The following is a 15,805-nucleotide window of genomic DNA, read 5'->3' as shown; positions in this document are numbered from 1 at the left end:
GAAACGTTGTATGCGGCCCCCTCAGCAGATCTTGCGGAAATCTTGGCATCTGCTTGCCGGGACGTTGAGGAACGGACGTCACACTCGAAGGAACGCAGCAGCGTGCAGGCGGAAAAGCCCGACGACGGGCCACGCGGCGGGCTGCATGGTTTGCGGAGAGCGGGGAAGCAGCATGGAACAAGTCAAAAAGAGGGGAGCGGACAAGGCCAAGGCATTGCTTCGCCTCTATTTCCACTCACGAAAAGTGCGGGCAGCGGCCAGGGAACTGGAGAACGCGCTGGCCGAATCGCGGGAAGTTTCCAGCTGGCCCGGAGACCGGCTCCCCGTGGGGGAGGAGATGTCCCGGCACGTGGAGAAACTGACCCGCCGGCTCAAGCTCGAGACCGAGGCGCACCACAGGCTGGGAATCCTTTTCAAGACTGCGGGTGGAGGGCATTCCGTAGCGGCGCTCTAGGTGCCACACTTAGCAGCAATCGATTGGCTGGGGATAGTCAGGAGATTGCTGTGAGTTTGTTTGTCGGTTGGTCGTACCTGATGGCTGGACTCATGACCATGGACGCGATGCTGCTGGCGCTGTGGGCCATGGAAGTCGATTGGCGAAAGTACTGGCACCGGAAGTAGCGCAGTTATTCCAGTTGCAGCCGCATCAGCACCCGGGGAAAGCCGTTGAGCACCGAGGTGGTGTCCGCGGCCTTGGTGAAGCCAGTATCCTCGAACAGCTTCCGGGTGCCCACGTAGGCCATGGTGAGGTCCACCTTGCGGCCGTTGTTGTCCACCGGATAACCCTCGATGGCCGGGGCCCCATAGGAGCGGGCCATCTCCACGGCGCCTGCCAGCAGAACGTGCGAGATGCCTTTGCCGCGGTGGCCGGGACGGACGCGCAGGCACCACACCGACCACACGTCCTGGTTGTCCACATGCGGGATCTTCCTGTTGCGGGCAAAGGCCGTGTCCGCCCGCGGATGGACCGCTGCCCACCCAACGGGTTCGCCGCCGTCGTACGCCACAATGCCGGGCGGGGGATCCTGGGCCACCAACTGGCGGACCAGCTCCCCGCGTTCCCCGCCACGGAGGGAGACGTTCTGGCGGGACGGGATGCGGTAGCTCAGGCACCAGCAGACGGTGGCATCCGGCCGTTTTGGCCCCACCAGTGTCTTCACGTCCTCGAAAATTGTTGCCGGACGAACCTCGATCGCCATGGAACTATCCTGACACCCACGCGCGAAACAGGGGGGACCAAAAGGCGGGCGCCGTCACTACACTGGGACGCATGACCGAGCAGGACCCGGGCAGGGCGGCTGCGGATTCCGACTCCACCGGCACCTTCCTGCGGAGCCCGGCAGAGCGCACCCGCACCTTCACCGGCATCCTGGTGAACACAGCCCTGGCCAACATCACCACCAGCTATTTGTGGTTCGCGCTGACTTTTTGGTTGTACCTGGAGACGCGGAACGTGATTGCCACCGGGGTGGTGGGCGGCGCGTACATGCTGCTGATTGCCCTCTCCAGCATCAGCTTCGGCACCTTCGTGGACCGCTGCCGCAAGCTGGCCGTGATGCGCTCCGCTGCCTGCTTCACGCTGGTCATGTTCGTGCTGTCCGGGGTGATGTTCCTGCTGGTGCCTGCCGCGTCACTGCTGGACCTGGGGCAGGGATGGTTCTGGATCTTCACTCTGGTCATCCTGGTCGGCGCCGTGGTGGAGAACCTGCGGAACATTGCCCTGTCCACCACCGTCACCATCCTGATCGAACCGGAGCGCCGTGCCAATGCCAACGGGCTGGTGGGGATGGTGCAGGGGCTGATGTTCATTGTCACCTCCCTGCTGTCCGGATTGTCCGTCGGTCTGCTGGGCATGGGCTGGACCATCGCCGTCGCGCTGGTGCTCACGGCGCTGGCCTTCGCCCACCTGCTGACCCTGCGGATGCCCGAGGAGGTGCGGCCCGCGGCAACAGACGCCCGCGGCGGGTTCGACCTGAGGGGCTCGATCGCGGCAGTGCTGGCCATTTCGGGGCTGTTCGCGCTGATCCTGTTCTCCACGTTCAACAACTTCATCGGCGGCGTGTACATGGCGCTGATGGATCCGTACGGGCTGGAAATGTTCTCAGTGCAGATGTGGGGTGCTGTCTTTGCGGTCGGATCCACCGGGTTCATCATCGGCGGCGCCTTGATCGGCAAGTTCGGGCTCGGCGCCAACCCCCTGCGCACCCTGCTGGTTGCGGTGGCGGCCATGGGAGTGCTGGGTGCGGTCTTCACGCTGCGGGAGTGGGCGTGGCTCTACATCCTGGGGATCTGGCTGTACCTGGTGCTGGTCCCGTTCGTGGAGGCGGCCGAGCAGACCGTCATCCAACGGGTGGTGCCGTTGGAGCGGCAGGGGCGCGTTTTTGGCTTCGCCATGGCATTCGAGTCCGCTGCCGCACCGGTCACCGCGTTCGTCATCGCGCCCATTGCCCAGTTCTGGATCATCCCGTACGCCCGGTCAGCGGAAGGTGCAGCCCGACTGGACCCGCTGCTTGGCGGGGGCACCTCCCGCGGAATCGCCCTGGTTTTCCTGGTGGCCGGCATCATCATGATCGCAGCCGCCCTGCTGGCCTTCCTGACTCCCGTTTACCGCCGGGTTTCGGCTTCGTATGCCCACGTGGCGGCGGAAGCGAAGGCAGGTGGTTAAACGCCCGGACGCTCCCGCAGCACGTGCGGAAGCGTCCGGGAAAACCCGCAGCAGGTGATGGATCGTCCTAGACGCCCAGGGCCTCCTTGAGGCGGGCGACGTGGCCGTCGGCCTGCACCTGGTACTGGGCCAGGGTGACTTTGCCTTCGGGGTCCACCACAACGGTGGAGCGGACAATGCCTTCGTGGATTTCGCCCTTGACCAGCTTCTCGCCCCAGGCGCCATAGGCCAGGGCAACGGCATGGTCGGGGTCCGAGAGCAGGGGGAAGGTCAGGGAGAAGTCGCCGCTGAAGCCGGCCAGGGCTTCCTGGGCATCCGGGGAAACCCCGATGACTTCGTAGCCCTTGCCCTGGAGGGAGGCAAGGCTGTCGCGGAAGTCGCAGGCCTCGGTGGTGCAGCCGGGGGTGGCGGCCTTCGGGTAGAAGTAGACAATGACGTTCTTGCCACGGTAATCGGCCAAGGAGGTCTCCCGGCCCTGGGCGTCCCGGAGGGTGAATTCAGGAGCCGGGGTGCCGGGCTGAAGCTTGGTGGTCAGGGTGGGGCTCATGGCGTTCCTTTGTAAGACTCGGTCAGTGATGGCCAAACATCAAGTGAAGCGGGTTGCCGCTTACTGATACAAACCAGCGCGTCATATGCAGTATTCCGCCGGTCCACGAACTGCAGCGTGCGGACCCGGCACAAACTGGTACCCGCCGCCGCGGACAGTTGCCACGGCATGGCGGGCGTTGCCCAGTTTCTTGCGGATCCTGCCCACGTAAACGTCGATGGAGCGTGCCGTGGCGCCGGGGAAATCGAGGGACTCCAGGAACTCCTGCAGTTCCTCGCGGTCCACCGTCCGTGACAGGTGGGTCACCAGGTAGCGCAGCACTTTGTATTCGACGCCGGTCAGGGCCACGGGCCTGCCGTCCAGCAGGACGGTGTCGGCGGCGAGGTCCACGGCGACCCGGCTGACGGGGCCGGCCGACGGCGGCAGGCGGGTGCCGCCGTCGTCATCAGTTGCGCCGGGGTTCTCCGCCGCGGAGGGAGCCGGAGAGGAGTCGGCTGCGGCTCCTTCCGCGGCGGACGTGGGGGCTCCGGCGGCAGGCCAATGGACTTCCGCCTCCGGAGCAGTTTCGAGGGCCCTTGCCAGGACCATTTGGGCGGCGTGGCGCAGGAGTTCCGGGCTGGTTCCTTCGGCCGGAACCACCCACACCGCGAGACCGCGGGCGGCGGCCTTGCGTGAAGGAAATCCCGGCCGCGCCCCCGCCCCCGGATAGTGCGCTTCCACTGCCATGGCGTCTCCCTAGACGCCGCCGCGGCGGATCAGCCTGCCCGTGGGGGTCTGGCCGTCCACTACGGCGCCGCGGAGGAAGGTCTTGCGCACCACGCCGGACAGGGCTTTGCCGTCGTACGGGGTGATGGGGTTCTTGTGCTTGAGCTTGGACACGTCCACCACGAAGGCCTCGTCGGGCGCAAAGACGGCGAAGTCGGCGTCGTAGCCCAGCGCCAGCTGGCCCTTGTTGGTGAGGCGGGCCAGTCCGGCGGGCTTCTCCGCCATCCAGGACACCACCTGTTCCAGCGGGATGCCGCGGTGCCGAGCCTCGGTCCAGATCAGGGACAGGCCCAGCTGCAGCGAGGAGACGCCGCCCCAGGCCACGGCGAAGTCCCCGTTTTCCAGATCCTTCAGGTCCAGCGTGGAGGGGGAGTGGTCAGAGACGATGCAGTCGATGGTGCCGTCCAGGAGGCCCTGCCACAGCAGCTCCCGGTTGGAGGCCTCCCGGATGGGTGGGCAGCACTTGTAGGCGGTGGCACCGTCCGGGATCTCCTCCGCCATCAGGGTCAGGTAGTGCGGGCACGTCTCCACTGTGAGCTTGACGCCGTCGCGCTTTGCGCTGGCGATCATGGGCAGCGCGTCCGACGACGACAGGTGCAGGATGTGCGCACGCGCACCGGTCCAGCGGGCCCGTTCGATGACCTCGGCGATGGCCTTGTTCTCGGCGCCACGGGGGCGGGAGGCAAGGAACGTGGAGTAGTGGTCGCCGCCGGGGTGCGGGGCGCGGTCAATCGCGTGCGAGTCCTCGGCGTGGACGATCATGAGGGAGTCGAAGGACTTGAGCTCGGCCATGTCCTCCTCCATCTCGTCCGCGTCCAGGTGCGGGAACTCGTCCACGCCGGAGTGCAGGAGGAAGCACTTGAAGCCGAAGACGCCCTCATCATGCAGGGGGCGCAGATCGGCCTTGTTGCCGGGGATGGCACCGCCCCAGAACCCGACGTCGATGAACGCCTGGTCTTCGGCCACCTCGCGCTTGAGCTTGAGGTTTTCCACCGTGGTGGTGGGCGGAACGGAGTTCAGGGGCATGTCGATGATGGTGGTCACGCCGCCCGCTGCCGCGGCCCGGGTGGCAGAGGCGAAGCCCTCCCACTCGGTGCGGCCGGGCTCGTTGACGTGGACGTGGGTGTCCACCAGGCCCGGGAGCAGCGTCTCGTCGTCGGCGAGGTCGATGATCTCGGCGCCGGCCAGGCCGTTGCCGAGCGGTTCGAGGGCCACGATCTTGCCGTTGCGGACGCCCACCTCGCGTGGCGCGATGCCGGCGGTGGTCAGGATGCGCCGGCCCCGGATGACGAGGTCGAAACGTTCTTCAGACACGGAGGTCCTCCTTGGTACTTGCGGCGGCAGGCCTGTTGGCTGCCAGCCCCGCACTGATTTGGGTGCCCAGCTGCTCCAGCAGCGGCCCTGCCTCTGCTATGCACCTGTTTACATCGGTTTCGAGCGCCGTCAAAGCGTAAACATCCTCGAATCCTGCGGCCGCTGCCTGGCCCTGGTCCAGGGTGGTCCGGCCGCAGACGGCGATGACCGGAACGCCCTGCGCCGCAGCAGCCCGGGCAACACCCATGGGGGTCTTGCCCAGCAGGCTTTGCTCATCCAGGCTGCCTTCGCCGGTGATCACCAGGTCGGCGCCGGCCAGCCGCTGCTCCAGTTCCGTGAATTCAAGGACGACGTCGATCCCCGGCCGCCGCGTGGCGGCCAGGACGGCGATGGCGGCGTAGCCCACGCCGCCGGCTGCCCCGGCTCCGGGAGCCTCGGCAGCCTTGACGGCGCGGAATCCGATTTCCCTGGCCAGGACTTCGACAAACCTGGCCAGGGCGGCGTCGAGCATGCCGACGTCCTGTTGTGTGGCTCCCTTTTGCGGGCCGAAAACCGCCGGGGCGCCCTGGGCGCCCAGCAGCGGGTTGTCGACGTCGGATGCCAGCACAAAGCGGGTGTCCACCAGCCGGGGCTCGAAATCGGTGAAGTCGATGCTGTGCAGGTTTGCCAGCGCAGCCCCGCCCGGTGGAAGTTCGTTGTTCCTGCTGTCCAGGAACCTGGCACCAAGCCCCTGCAGGAGCCCCGCGCCGCCGTCGGTGTTGGCGCTGCCGCCCACGCCCAGGATGATCCGCCGGCAGCCGGCGTCCAGGGCGGCCCTGATGAGCTGGCCCGTGCCCAGGCTGGTGGCTGTGGTGGCGTCAGCCGAGCCCGGCCTGCCGCCGTTCCGGACGCCCGGCATCAGCGCGAGCCCGGATGCCGTGGCCATCTCGATGACGGCTTCGTGCCCGCGGACGGCGAAGTCCGCATCCACGGGCTGCCCGCTGGGACCGGTGACCGTTGCGCTCCGGCGGGTGAAGCCGGAGCCGACGGCGGCGTCGAGGGTGCCCTCGCCGCCGTCGGCCACCGGAATCCGGACCACGTCAAGGTTCCCGCCGGCCCCGCGCTGCAGGCCCCGCTCCAGGTGGCTGCAGACCTCCGGCGCGGACAGCGAACCCTTGAACTTGTCCGGGGCGATAACCACGCGCATGGTTATGCCTGCAGGGCCAGGATGGCGGTGGGTGCGTCTGCGGCAGTCTCGGCCAGGGGCTCGAACTCGTTGACGGCGTTGATTTCCACGCCCATGGAGATGTTGGTGACCTTTTCCAGGATCACTTCCACCACCACGGGAACCTGGAACTCGCCCATGAGCGCCTTGGCCTTGTCGAACGCGGCGGCGAGGTCGTTGGGGTCCTCCACACGGACGGCCTTGCAGCCCAGGCCCTCGGCCACCTTGAGGTGGTCAACGCCGTAGCCGCGGGTGTCCTCGGACAGGTGTGCGCTGTTGATGTTCTCGAACGCCAGGGACACGTTCTGCTCCATGTTGAACCCGCGCTGGGACTGGCGGATCAGGCCCAGGTAGGAGTTGTTCACCACCACGTGGATGTAGGGGAGGTTGAACTGGGCGCCCACGGCCAGTTCCTCGATCATGAACTGGAAGTCGTAGTCTCCGGAGAGGGCCACCACGGTCTCATCCGGCTTGCCGCGGACCACGCCAAGCGCTGCCGGGGCGGTCCAGCCCAGCGGGCCTGCCTGGCCGGCGTTGATCCATTTGCGGGGACCGAACACGTGCAGCATCTGGGCCCCGGCGATCTGCGACAGGCCGATGGTGGACACGTAGATGGTGTCGCGGCCGAAGGACTTGTTCATCTCCTCGTACACGCGCTGCGGCTTGATGGGGATGTTCTCGAAGTGCGTCTTGCGGTGCAGGGAGGCCTTGCGGTCCTGGCACTCGGCAACCCAGGCGGTGTAGTCCGGCAGGGACCCTGCCGCCTTGCGCTCTTTGGCGAGTTCAACCAGCCCTGCCAGCGCCGCGCCGGCGTCGGACGCGATGCCCAGGTCCGGGGAGAACACGCGGCCGATCTGGGTGGGCTCGATGTCGATGTGCACGAACTTGCGGCCGGCGGTGTAGGTGTCCAGGCCGCCCGTGTGGCGGTTGGCCCAGCGGTTGCCGATGCCGATCACGAAGTCGCTCTTCAGGTAGTTCTCGTTGCCGTAGCGGTGGCTGGTCTGCAGGCCCACCATGCCGGCCATCAGGCGGTGGTCATCCGGGATGGTGCCCCAGCCCATCAAAGTGGGAATGACCGGAATGTAGAGGGTTTCGGCCAGCTCCACCAGCTGCGCGGAGGCGCCGGCGTTGATGATGCCGCCGCCGGCCACGATCAGCGGGTGCTTGGCCGCGGTCAGCATGTCCAGGGCCTTTTCCAGCTGCTTGCGGGAGGCCTTGGGCTTTTCGATGGGAAGGGGCTCGTAGGCGTCGATGTCGAATTCGATCTCCGCCAGCTGCACGTCGATGGGCAGGTCCAGGAGAACCGGGCCGGGGCGGCCGGAGCGCATCAGCTGGAAGGCCTTCTGGAAGGCGCCCGGAACCTGGCCCGGCTCCAGGATGGTCATGGCCATCTTGGTCACGGGCTTGGCGATGGACTCGATGTCCACGGCCTGGAAGTCTTCCTTGTGCAACTTGGCAACCGGGGCCTGGCCGGTGATGCAGAGCATGGGGATGGAGTCTGCCCAGGCGGCGTAGAGGCCGGTGATCATGTCGGTGCCGGCAGGGCCGGAGGTGCCGATGCAGATGCCGATGTTGCCGTCCTTGGCGCGGCTGAAGCCGTCGGCCATGTGGCTGGCGCCTTCAACGTGGCGGGCCAGGGTGTGGCGGATGCCGCCGTGGGCGCGCATTGCGGAATAGAAGGGGTTGATCGCGGCGCCTGGCAGGCCGAACGCCTCGATGGCGCCTTCCTTTTCCAGGATGGCCACCGCTGCATCAACGGTACGCATCTTGCTCATGGGGTGCTCCTTGAAAGCTTGGGAAGTCTGTTTTTGGGTGTGCTGAAGGAAGGCCCGGCGGTCGCGGGGCACTTTGGGAGTGTCGGCGTCGTAAATTACGACGGCGGCCGGCGTGTCCGTGTCAATGTGCCCCGTTTTCGGGGCGGCCGGCTGGGCTGCGTGAGGGTTACTTGCGGCCGCTGAGCTGGAGGACCTGCTTGAAGAGTCCGGAGTGGTCCAGTGCGCCGTCACCCTGGCTGACGGTGGCGGCGACGAGTTGGGCGACGACGGCGCCGAGCGGGATGGCCACGTTGGCTTCGCGGGCGGCGGAGGTGACGATGCCCAGGTCCTTGTGGTGCAGGGCCAGGCGGAAGCCGGGATCGAAGTTGCGGTCCAGCATCTTCTGGCCCTTCTGCTCCAGGACCTTGGAACCGGCCAGGCCGCCGCCGAGGACCTTGAGGGCGGCGCCGGTGTCCACGCCGTAGGCCTCGAGAAAGGCGATGGCCTCGCCGAGGACTTCGATGTTGACCGCAACGATGAGCTGGTTGGCTGCCTTGACGGTCTGGCCGGATCCGGAGGGGCCCACGTGGACGATGGTTTTGCCGACGGCATTCAGGACGTCCTGGGCGTCGTCAAAGTCAGCCTTGTCCCCGCCCACCATGATGGAAAGGACGGCGTCGATGGCGCCCTGTTCGCCGCCGGAAACCGGGGCGTCGAGGGGGCGGATGCCTGCTTCCCTGGCGTCTGCCGCGAGGCGGACGGCGACGTCGGGGCGAATGCTGGAGGCGTCGATCCAGAGGGCGCCCTGCTTGGCGTTGGCGAAGACACCATCCTTGCCGCTGACCACGCCCTCGACGTCGGGGGAGTCCGGCACCATGGTGATGACGACGTCGGCATCCTTGACGGCGCCCGCGATGCTGGTGGCGCCCTTGCCGCCTTCGGAGACCAGCTTGTCGATCTTGTCCTGGCTGCGGTTGAAGCCGGTGACGGTGTGGCCGGCCTTGACCAGGTTGATGGCCATTGGCAGGCCCATGATTCCGAGTCCGATGACTGCAACGTTGCTCATGATGGTTCTCTTTCCTGAAAAGTCTGTTCGTGGTTTCCCAACTGACTCGCATTTGTTGTCGTTTTGAACGCTCATAACGACAACTACTGCGAGTTAGTTGGGCGGGTGGGGACTACTTGGCGATGCGTTCGCGGATGGCCCAGCTGAAGGCCGTCTCCTGCGGTTCCTTGTACTCGAGGCCGATGTAGCCCTCGTAGCCGAGTTCGCGGCTGCGGGCGATCCATTCGCCGAGCGGGAGGGTGCCGGTGCCGGGGGCGCCGCGGCCGGGGTTGTCGGCGATCTGGATGTGGCCGAAGTCCTTGGCGTGGTTTTCGATCACGGCCGGGACGTCGTCGCCGTTGACGGCCAGGTGGTAGAAGTCGGCGAGGAGCTTGATGTTGCCGGCGCCGGCCTCGGCCTTGACGCGGGCAATGACCCTGAGTGCGTCGTCGGCGGTGAGGAGCGGGTACCTGGGTGCGCCGCTGACCGGCTCCAGGAGGACGGTGCCGCCGATGCGGGCAACCCCTTCTGCCGCTGCCGCCAGGTTCCTGACAGCCAGTTCGTCCTGTTCTTCAGGGGTGAATTCGTCCTGCCTGTTGCCGTAGAGGGCGTTGAAGGCCTTGCAGCCCAGGCGCCCGCCGATGCCGGCAACAACGTCCACGTTGTCCTTGAACTCCGAGCAGCGTCCCTTCCATGAGACCAGGCCCCGGTCGCCGCCGGGCATGTTGCCGGCGTTGAAGTTCAGCCCGGTGAGCTGGACGCCGGCGTCCGTGATGGCGTTCTCGAACTTGGTGATCTCGCTGTCCGCCGGAACGGAGGTCTCGAAAGGCCACCAGAACTCGACGGCGTCAAAGCCGGCTGCCTTTGCCGCGGCAGGGCGCTCGAGCAGGGGAAGCTCCGTGAGGAGGATGGAGCAGTTCACTGTGTACGTCATCGTAGGTCCTTCCGAGGAGGGGCTTTGATCTATCTTCCCTTGCCTCCGGCTCCCTTGCGGTTTCCGCTTTGTGGAATTTAGATTCTGCTTTATGAAAAGTGTAGGGAAGGTGGGGTGGGGTAGTCAAGGGGAGCCGGGGGCAGGAGACTGGTATGAGGTAAGCCCGCTCAACAGGAATGGACTCGAGTGATGACCACCGGTGCCCGCCTGCGTCTCCTGGCCTGGCTCGTTGCCCTGGCCGGATTCCTTGCGGCCTGTGTTCCCGTGGCGGGCCTGCAGGAGGCCGCCACGGCTCCCGCTCCGGCTTCGGCCTCCGCGGAGACTGGCCTGCCGGGGGACGCTGCAGGTGGTGCGGCCCTTACTGCCCCGCCGGTTTCCAGTGATCCGGCGGCCCCGGTCCAGGCTTCCCTCCCCACCTCGGAGCCTTCGCCGGCGCCGGCACCCGTCCTTGCCCCGGTGCCGCAGCCGTTCGCCCTGAACCTCTACCGGGAGGGTGACTTCGTTCCGCAGTACACCTTTGACTGGTGCGTTGCCGCGAGCATCCAGATGGCGCACAACCTTATTGACGATACGGGCGGGGGCACCTGGGCTGACCGTGCGCAGCAGAATGAACTGTGGGAGATGGCGCGCGCCCGTTCCTCTGATTCGTTCAACGGTGCCAACCCCTTTGGCTGGGCCCAGGTGCTCACCGAACCGGGAATGGGACCGTACCGGGTGGTAAGCATTCCCGACTATCCGGAAGCGGTGAGGACGGCGGCCCGGGCCATTACCGACACGGGCCGGCCGGTGGGACTGGTCATGTGGAGCGGCAGGCACGCCTGGGTGATGAGCGGGTTCGAATCCCTCGGCGACCCCCGGCAATTCTCCGACTTCGCCGTGACCGGCATCCGCGTCCTGGATCCGCTGTACCCGTACGGCAGTGGACAGTGGGGCCCGTCGCCTGTTCCCAACAGCCTGCTGACCCCCGAGGAGCTGGCCACCCAGTTCGTGGTGCGGGAGCCGCGCCGCTGGAGCAGCGGGCTCCCCGCCGGCTATCTCCTGGTGCTGCCGGTCACTGCCTGAACCTGCAGGCGGCTTCCCGGGACTTCTTTCTTGGGACTTCTTTCCCCGGACGGTTCTTCCGCTGTGACACTTGACACCTTTCCCTGCTGAAACCTAAAGTAAGTGCCAAGTCGTTTTGGCAAAACGATTTTTCACCCCGATAGTCTCTCCGTTTCCGTTCAAGAGAAAGTGAGTCGACAGCGATGTCCACTCGTAAAAACATCAACAGGCTCGCCACCATCGGCGGTATCTGCACCGTCGTCGCCCTGGCTGCCTCCGGGTGCGGCGCAGGGGGCCCGGCATCATCGTCCGGGAGCGCCGGCACCAGCACCGTAAACGTCCTGGTGGAAGCCGGCGGCCACGCCGAGCTGACGGGCGTCGCGGAACAATGCAAGAAGGAAACCGGCGTCGACGTCAACTTCGTCGAACTGCCCTACGACGGCATGTTCAACCGTCTCTCCAGCGAATTTTCCTCCGGCACCGTCTCCTTCGACGTCGCCGCCCTGGACTCCGTCTGGCTGCCCAGCTTCAAGGACGCCGTCCAGCCCATTGACGAACTCTTTACCGATGAGGCAAAGAAGGACATCTTCCCGGCGTTGGTCAAGGAAGCCAACGTGGACGGCCATTTCATCGGGATGCCCGCCTGGACCAACGCGGAAATCATCCTGTACCGCAAGGATCTGTTCGAGGACGCCAAGAACAAGGCTGACTTCCAGGCCAAGTACGGCTACGGGCTCGCCGCCCCTACAACATGGAAGCAGTACCAGGACATTTCCGCATTCTTCACCAAGGACGGCATGTACGGAACCGACGTCAAGGGCGGTGTGGAAACCGAATGGCTTGCCCACGTCCTGCAGGCCGGCTCGCCCATGGTCCTGGATGCGAACAACAAGGTGGTCATCGACAACGCCGCCCACAAGGAAGCCCTGGACTTCTACACCAGCCTCGTCAAGGACGCGCCCTCGGGTGCCGCACAGGTTGACTGGGCTGCCGCGCAGAACCTGTTCAACCAGGGCAAGACGGCCATGACCCGTTTCTGGGCCCACGCTTACCGCCAGATCCCCAAGGACTCGGCAGTGGCCGGCAAGGTTGGTGCTGCACCCATGATCGCCGGTTCAGCCGGCGTCGGCGGCGTGCCAGGCCCCTGGTACCTGTCCGTACCGAAAGCCACCAAGAACGCGGACGCCGCCAAGAAGTTCGTCAAGTGCGCCTACGACTACAACGACAAGGGCATCGAGTCGAATCTTGGCCTGGCCGCACGCATCTCCGCCTTCGAGAAATACCAGGACAAGCCAGGCTATGAGAGCTTCAAGCCCCTGATCCAGACCCTCAACGGCAAGGCCACGGCCACGCGCCCCGCTACCGAAAAGTGGCAGCAGATCGTGGACACCGTGCTGGTGCCCATGCTCCAGAAGGCTGTCGCCGGCGGTGACTCCGCAACTCTCCTCGCCGATGCCAAAAAGCAGATCGAGGACCTCCTCAAGTAAGACCCCCGCGGCCGGCGCCTGACTCACCGGCGCCGGCCGCGGCCCCAACCAGCGGAAGAGAAAACCGTGCGTATCTCCGATCGCCGCTTCGCATTGTTCCTGATGACACCAGCGGCGCTGTTCCTGGCAGTTTTTGTGGCCTTTCCGCTGTTCCGCCTGGTGGCGGACAGCTTCTTCAAGATTTCCCCGATTGCCGGCGGCTCCCGCGAGTTCGTAGGCCTGGACAACTACGTCAGGGCCTTCGCCTCGGAGGCCTTCACCGGCGCAGGGTGGCGGACACTTGCCTACACCCTGGTGGTGGTCACGCTGGAATTCGCGCTGGGCCTGGGCATGGCGCTGCTGTTCACCATGCTGGGCAAGAGCTCCCAGATCTGGCGGACCGTCTTCATGTATCCGCTGATGATCGCCCCCATCGTGGCCGGCCTGCTGTGGAAATTCCTGATGATCGACAACTTCGGCCTGATCGGAACCCTCCTGCACCAGGCGGGGATCCTGTCCGACCCCAACCAGATCGGCTGGCTGTCGGACCCGGGCATCGTGCTCTACTCGGTGGCCGTCCCTGACATCTGGCTGACCACATCGTTCATGTGCCTGGTGCTCTTCGCAGGCCTGCAAAACATCCCCGGTGACCTGATCGAGGCAGCACGGCTGGACGGTGCACGCGCACCGGCACTGCTGTTCCGGATCATCCTGCCCCTGCTGCGGCCGGTCATCGCCGTCGCCCTGGTGGTCCGCGGCATCGACGCAGCCCGCGCCTTTGACACCATCCTCATCCAAACCAATGGCGGACCGCAGTCCGCCTCGGAAACCATGAGCCTGCTGATTTACCGGACCATGATCCGGTTCGGAGACCCCGGGCTGGCAAGCGCCATGGGCACCCTCTACCTGCTGGCCATGCTTGCCGTCGCCTTCGTGGCGGTATCCACCATTTGGCGGCCAGGGAAGGACAACTGATGAGAACCGCAGAAAGAGTCAGGCACGACGGCGGGGCCACGGCCATGGCGCCCGGGGCACCTTCGGCGCCGGTCGCCACAGGCAAGGAACGCAAGCGCCGCGGTGTGAACCGGGAAGGCCTGGAAGCAGGCCGGCGGGGCACCCGTACCCTGCTGTGGGTCCTCCTGGCGGCAGCGATGGTGCTGTACGGGTTCCCGTTCCTGTACCTGCTGTTCACGTCCTTTAAGACGCCGATCGACACCATCGCGGTGCCGCCCACCATCCTTCCCCGGGAGTGGACGCTGGAGAACTACGCCAATGCGCTGGGCCGCAGCGGCGTGCCGGCGTCGTTCATCAACAGCATCCAGACGGCCATCATCAGTACCGTGCTTTCGCTGGTGCTGGCGGTGCCGGCGGCATACGGCATCACCCGGTACAAGACCCTCAGCGGCCGGATCTTCATCATGTCCGCGCTGGTGACCCGGATGGTGCCGCCGGTGGCCATCGGAATCCCGCTGGCGTCCATGATGGCCTCAATGGGGTTGGCCGACACTCCCATTGCACTGTCCATCGCCCACACCACCATTTCCTTGCCGCTCTCGATCTGGCTGATGTCCAGCTTCTTCGAAGCGGTGCCGAAGGACCTGGAGGAAGCGGCCACCGTGGACGGGTGCAGCCGGCTGGGAGCCCTGTGGCGCGTGGTGATCCCGGTGGTGTCCGGCGGCATCGCGGTCACAGCCATCTTCGCCTTCCTGGCCTCCTGGAACGAGTTCCTGTTCGCGCTACTGATGACGGCCATCCGCTCCCAGACAACGCCCGTGGTGATCGCGAACTTCCAGACGCAGTTTGGCCTGGACTGGGGATCCATGACGGCCCTCGCCGCCGTGTATTCCATCCCCGTCATCCTCCTCACGCTGCTCCTGCAGCGCAGGATCGTGGCGGGCATGACCCTCGGCGCCGTCAAGGGCTAGATCACCAGCAACGAGTAGCCTACTGGTAGCCCCAGGGGCATCACTGACCATAAGGACGTGGGAGACAGATGAGCAACAAGAACATCGGCATCAAGGACGTGGCCGTGGCCGCCGGCGTGTCCGTCACCACCGTCTCCCATGTCCTCAATGACGTCTCATACGCCAGGGTGAGTCCGGAAACCCGGAACAAGGTGCGGTCCGCCGCCGAGCAGTTGGGGTACGGGCCAAACCGCCTGGCCCAGGCGCTGCGCACGCAGAGGACCGGCATGCTGGGCCTGGTCAGCGAGGATATCGCCACCACGCCGCACGCCGGGCGGATCATCCTCGGCGCCGACGAGGCCGCCAAAGCACGCGGGTACAACCTGATGATCATCAACACCTCCGGCTCGGCCAGCCTGGAGTCCCGGGAGGCCGACGTCGAGGCCCTCCTGGACCGCCGGGTGGACGGAATCCTCTACGCCACCATGTACCACCGCAACGTGGAACTGCCACCCAACCTCGGCAGCGTGCCCTCCGTGCTGGTGGACTCCGTGGCCACCGGCGGAAACATCACCGCAGTGATCCCGGATGAGGAAGGTGGTGCCCGCGCGGCCGTGACCGCGCTCCTCGAAGCGGGCCACACCCGGGTGGGATTCATCAACAACACTGACGACGTCCCCGCGACCCGTCAGCGGCTCCGGGCCTTCCGGGCCACGCTGACGGAAGCAGGGCTCGACGGCGACGCGGCACCTGTCGAGTCCGAGGTTTCCGAGGTGCATGGCGGCTATGAAGCGGCCCGGCGCATCCTGGCAGGCGCCCACCGGCCGACGGGCCTGTTCTGCTACAACGACCGGATGGCCATGGGCGCCTATCGCGCCGCTGCCGAACTGGGCCTGTCCATCCCGGCCGACCTTTCGATTGTCGGCTTCGATGACCAGGAACTGATCGCCGCCAACCTTTATCCGGGCCTCACCACCGTGGCCCTGCCGCACTACGAGATGGGTGCCTGGGCCACCGAGCACCTGATCGACGCCGTCGAGGGGAAGACGGACCTTTCCCTCATGGCCCTTCACCCGACCATCCTGAGTTGCCCCCTGGTGCGCCGCGACTCCATCGCGGCGCCCCGCCAGTAGGCAGCCAGCTCCTTCCACTTCCCAAGGGGAACA

15 protein-coding genes are annotated in these 15,805 nt (G+C 66.1%); 7 read left to right on the top strand and 8 right to left on the bottom strand.

Going from position 1 to position 15,805, the window contains the following annotated elements; genetic code table 11:
* Positions 1-172 precede the first annotated feature (172 nt).
* Positions 173-454: a hypothetical protein gene (locus ASG79_RS13030; RefSeq protein ID WP_223992807.1), complete on the top strand. Its 282-nt coding sequence runs from the start codon at positions 173-175 to the stop codon at positions 452-454.
* A gap of 172 nt (positions 455-626) precedes the next feature.
* On the opposite strand, the gene ASG79_RS13025 is transcribed toward ASG79_RS13030, so the two are convergent.
* Positions 627-1,199 carry a GNAT family N-acetyltransferase gene (locus tag ASG79_RS13025; RefSeq protein ID WP_018771761.1) on the bottom strand — a complete coding sequence of 191 codons (573 nt, stop codon included), beginning with the start codon at positions 1,197-1,199 and terminating at the stop codon, positions 627-629.
* 71 nt (positions 1,200-1,270) lie between these two features.
* On the opposite strand from ASG79_RS13025, the gene ASG79_RS13020 reads away from it, so the two are divergent.
* Positions 1,271-2,665, top strand: coding sequence for an MFS transporter (locus ASG79_RS13020; protein WP_056391699.1), 1,395 nt, complete (start codon positions 1,271-1,273; stop codon positions 2,663-2,665).
* Between the two features lie 67 nt (positions 2,666-2,732).
* On the opposite strand, the gene bcp is transcribed toward ASG79_RS13020, so the two are convergent.
* The 7 genes from bcp to ASG79_RS12985 form a co-directional block, all read right to left on the bottom strand.
* A complete protein-coding gene (gene bcp, locus ASG79_RS13015) occupies positions 2,733-3,212 on the bottom strand; it encodes a thioredoxin-dependent thiol peroxidase (protein WP_018771759.1) in 480 nt (159 codons plus the stop codon).
* A gap of 81 nt (positions 3,213-3,293) precedes the next feature.
* A complete protein-coding gene (locus ASG79_RS13010; RefSeq protein WP_056391697.1) occupies positions 3,294-3,938 on the bottom strand; it encodes a winged helix-turn-helix domain-containing protein in 645 nt (214 codons plus the stop codon).
* Positions 3,939-3,947: 9 nt separating this feature from the next.
* The gene (gene allB, locus ASG79_RS13005) at positions 3,948-5,291 is read right to left on the bottom strand and encodes an allantoinase AllB (protein WP_056391695.1); all 1,344 of its coding nucleotides are present in this window, start codon (positions 5,289-5,291) and stop codon (positions 3,948-3,950) included.
* Positions 5,284-6,477, bottom strand: coding sequence for a glycerate kinase (locus ASG79_RS13000; RefSeq protein WP_018771756.1), 1,194 nt, complete (start codon positions 6,475-6,477; stop codon positions 5,284-5,286). The genes allB and ASG79_RS13000 overlap by 8 nt, the downstream gene beginning before the upstream one ends.
* Positions 6,478-6,479: 2 nt before the next feature.
* Positions 6,480-8,270, bottom strand: coding sequence for a glyoxylate carboligase (gcl, locus tag ASG79_RS12995; protein ID WP_056391692.1), 1,791 nt, complete (start codon positions 8,268-8,270; stop codon positions 6,480-6,482).
* Between the two features lie 166 nt (positions 8,271-8,436).
* Complete coding sequence (locus ASG79_RS12990) at positions 8,437-9,390, bottom strand: 2-hydroxy-3-oxopropionate reductase (RefSeq protein WP_268760781.1); 954 nt, start codon at positions 9,388-9,390, stop codon at positions 8,437-8,439.
* 37 nt (positions 9,391-9,427) lie between these two features.
* The gene (locus ASG79_RS12985; RefSeq protein WP_056391687.1) at positions 9,428-10,228 is read right to left on the bottom strand and encodes a hydroxypyruvate isomerase family protein; all 801 of its coding nucleotides are present in this window, start codon (positions 10,226-10,228) and stop codon (positions 9,428-9,430) included.
* 189 nt (positions 10,229-10,417) lie between these two features.
* Between ASG79_RS12985 and ASG79_RS12980 the strand changes: the two genes are divergently transcribed.
* From ASG79_RS12980 to ASG79_RS12960, 5 genes are all read left to right on the top strand, one after another.
* Positions 10,418-11,290, top strand: a complete 873-nt coding sequence (locus ASG79_RS12980) for a hypothetical protein (protein WP_056391684.1) — start codon at positions 10,418-10,420, stop codon at positions 11,288-11,290.
* Positions 11,291-11,472: 182 nt separating this feature from the next.
* Positions 11,473-12,756, top strand: coding sequence for an ABC transporter substrate-binding protein (locus ASG79_RS12975; RefSeq protein WP_018771752.1), 1,284 nt, complete (start codon positions 11,473-11,475; stop codon positions 12,754-12,756).
* Between the two features lie 66 nt (positions 12,757-12,822).
* Positions 12,823-13,710, top strand: a complete 888-nt coding sequence (locus tag ASG79_RS12970) for a carbohydrate ABC transporter permease (protein ID WP_026266149.1) — start codon at positions 12,823-12,825, stop codon at positions 13,708-13,710.
* Positions 13,710-14,660 (top strand): carbohydrate ABC transporter permease, encoded by a 951-nt coding sequence (locus ASG79_RS12965; protein ID WP_056391682.1) that lies wholly within the window; start codon positions 13,710-13,712, stop codon positions 14,658-14,660. The genes ASG79_RS12970 and ASG79_RS12965 overlap by 1 nt, the downstream gene beginning before the upstream one ends.
* Before the next feature lie 68 nt (positions 14,661-14,728).
* Positions 14,729-15,772 (top strand): LacI family DNA-binding transcriptional regulator, encoded by a 1,044-nt coding sequence (locus ASG79_RS12960; protein ID WP_018771749.1) that lies wholly within the window; start codon positions 14,729-14,731, stop codon positions 15,770-15,772.
* Positions 15,773-15,805: the final 33 nt, after the last annotated feature.

This window comes from Arthrobacter sp. Soil761 (assembly GCF_001428325.1).
GTDB lineage: Bacteria > Actinomycetota > Actinomycetes > Actinomycetales > Micrococcaceae > Arthrobacter.
This window is presented reverse-complemented; position numbering and strand designations above follow the sequence as displayed.

What these genes read in the sequence shown, in the direction of transcription:
- ASG79_RS12990 (WP_268760781.1), bottom strand. Translation starts at nt 9,390, where the DNA reads ATGAGCGTTCAAAACGACAACAAATGCGAGTCAGTTGGGAAACCACGA.
- ASG79_RS12965 (WP_056391682.1), top strand. Translation starts at nt 13,710, where the DNA reads ATGAGAACCGCAGAAAGAGTCAGGCACGACGGCGGGGCCACGGCCATG.
- bcp (WP_018771759.1), bottom strand. Translation starts at nt 3,212, where the DNA reads ATGAGCCCCACCCTGACCACCAAGCTTCAGCCCGGCACCCCGGCTCCT.
- ASG79_RS13020 (WP_056391699.1), top strand. Translation starts at nt 1,271, where the DNA reads ATGACCGAGCAGGACCCGGGCAGGGCGGCTGCGGATTCCGACTCCACC.
- ASG79_RS13000 (WP_018771756.1), bottom strand. Translation starts at nt 6,477, where the DNA reads ATGCGCGTGGTTATCGCCCCGGACAAGTTCAAGGGTTCGCTGTCCGCG.
- ASG79_RS13025 (WP_018771761.1), bottom strand. Translation starts at nt 1,199, where the DNA reads ATGGCGATCGAGGTTCGTCCGGCAACAATTTTCGAGGACGTGAAGACA.
- ASG79_RS12975 (WP_018771752.1), top strand. Translation starts at nt 11,473, where the DNA reads ATGTCCACTCGTAAAAACATCAACAGGCTCGCCACCATCGGCGGTATC.
- ASG79_RS12960 (WP_018771749.1), top strand. Translation starts at nt 14,729, where the DNA reads ATGAGCAACAAGAACATCGGCATCAAGGACGTGGCCGTGGCCGCCGGC.
- gcl (WP_056391692.1), bottom strand. Translation starts at nt 8,270, where the DNA reads ATGAGCAAGATGCGTACCGTTGATGCAGCGGTGGCCATCCTGGAAAAG.
- ASG79_RS13030 (WP_223992807.1), top strand. Translation starts at nt 173, where the DNA reads ATGGAACAAGTCAAAAAGAGGGGAGCGGACAAGGCCAAGGCATTGCTT.
- ASG79_RS12985 (WP_056391687.1), bottom strand. Translation starts at nt 10,228, where the DNA reads ATGACGTACACAGTGAACTGCTCCATCCTCCTCACGGAGCTTCCCCTG.
- ASG79_RS13010 (WP_056391697.1), bottom strand. Translation starts at nt 3,938, where the DNA reads ATGGCAGTGGAAGCGCACTATCCGGGGGCGGGGGCGCGGCCGGGATTT.
- ASG79_RS12980 (WP_056391684.1), top strand. Translation starts at nt 10,418, where the DNA reads ATGACCACCGGTGCCCGCCTGCGTCTCCTGGCCTGGCTCGTTGCCCTG.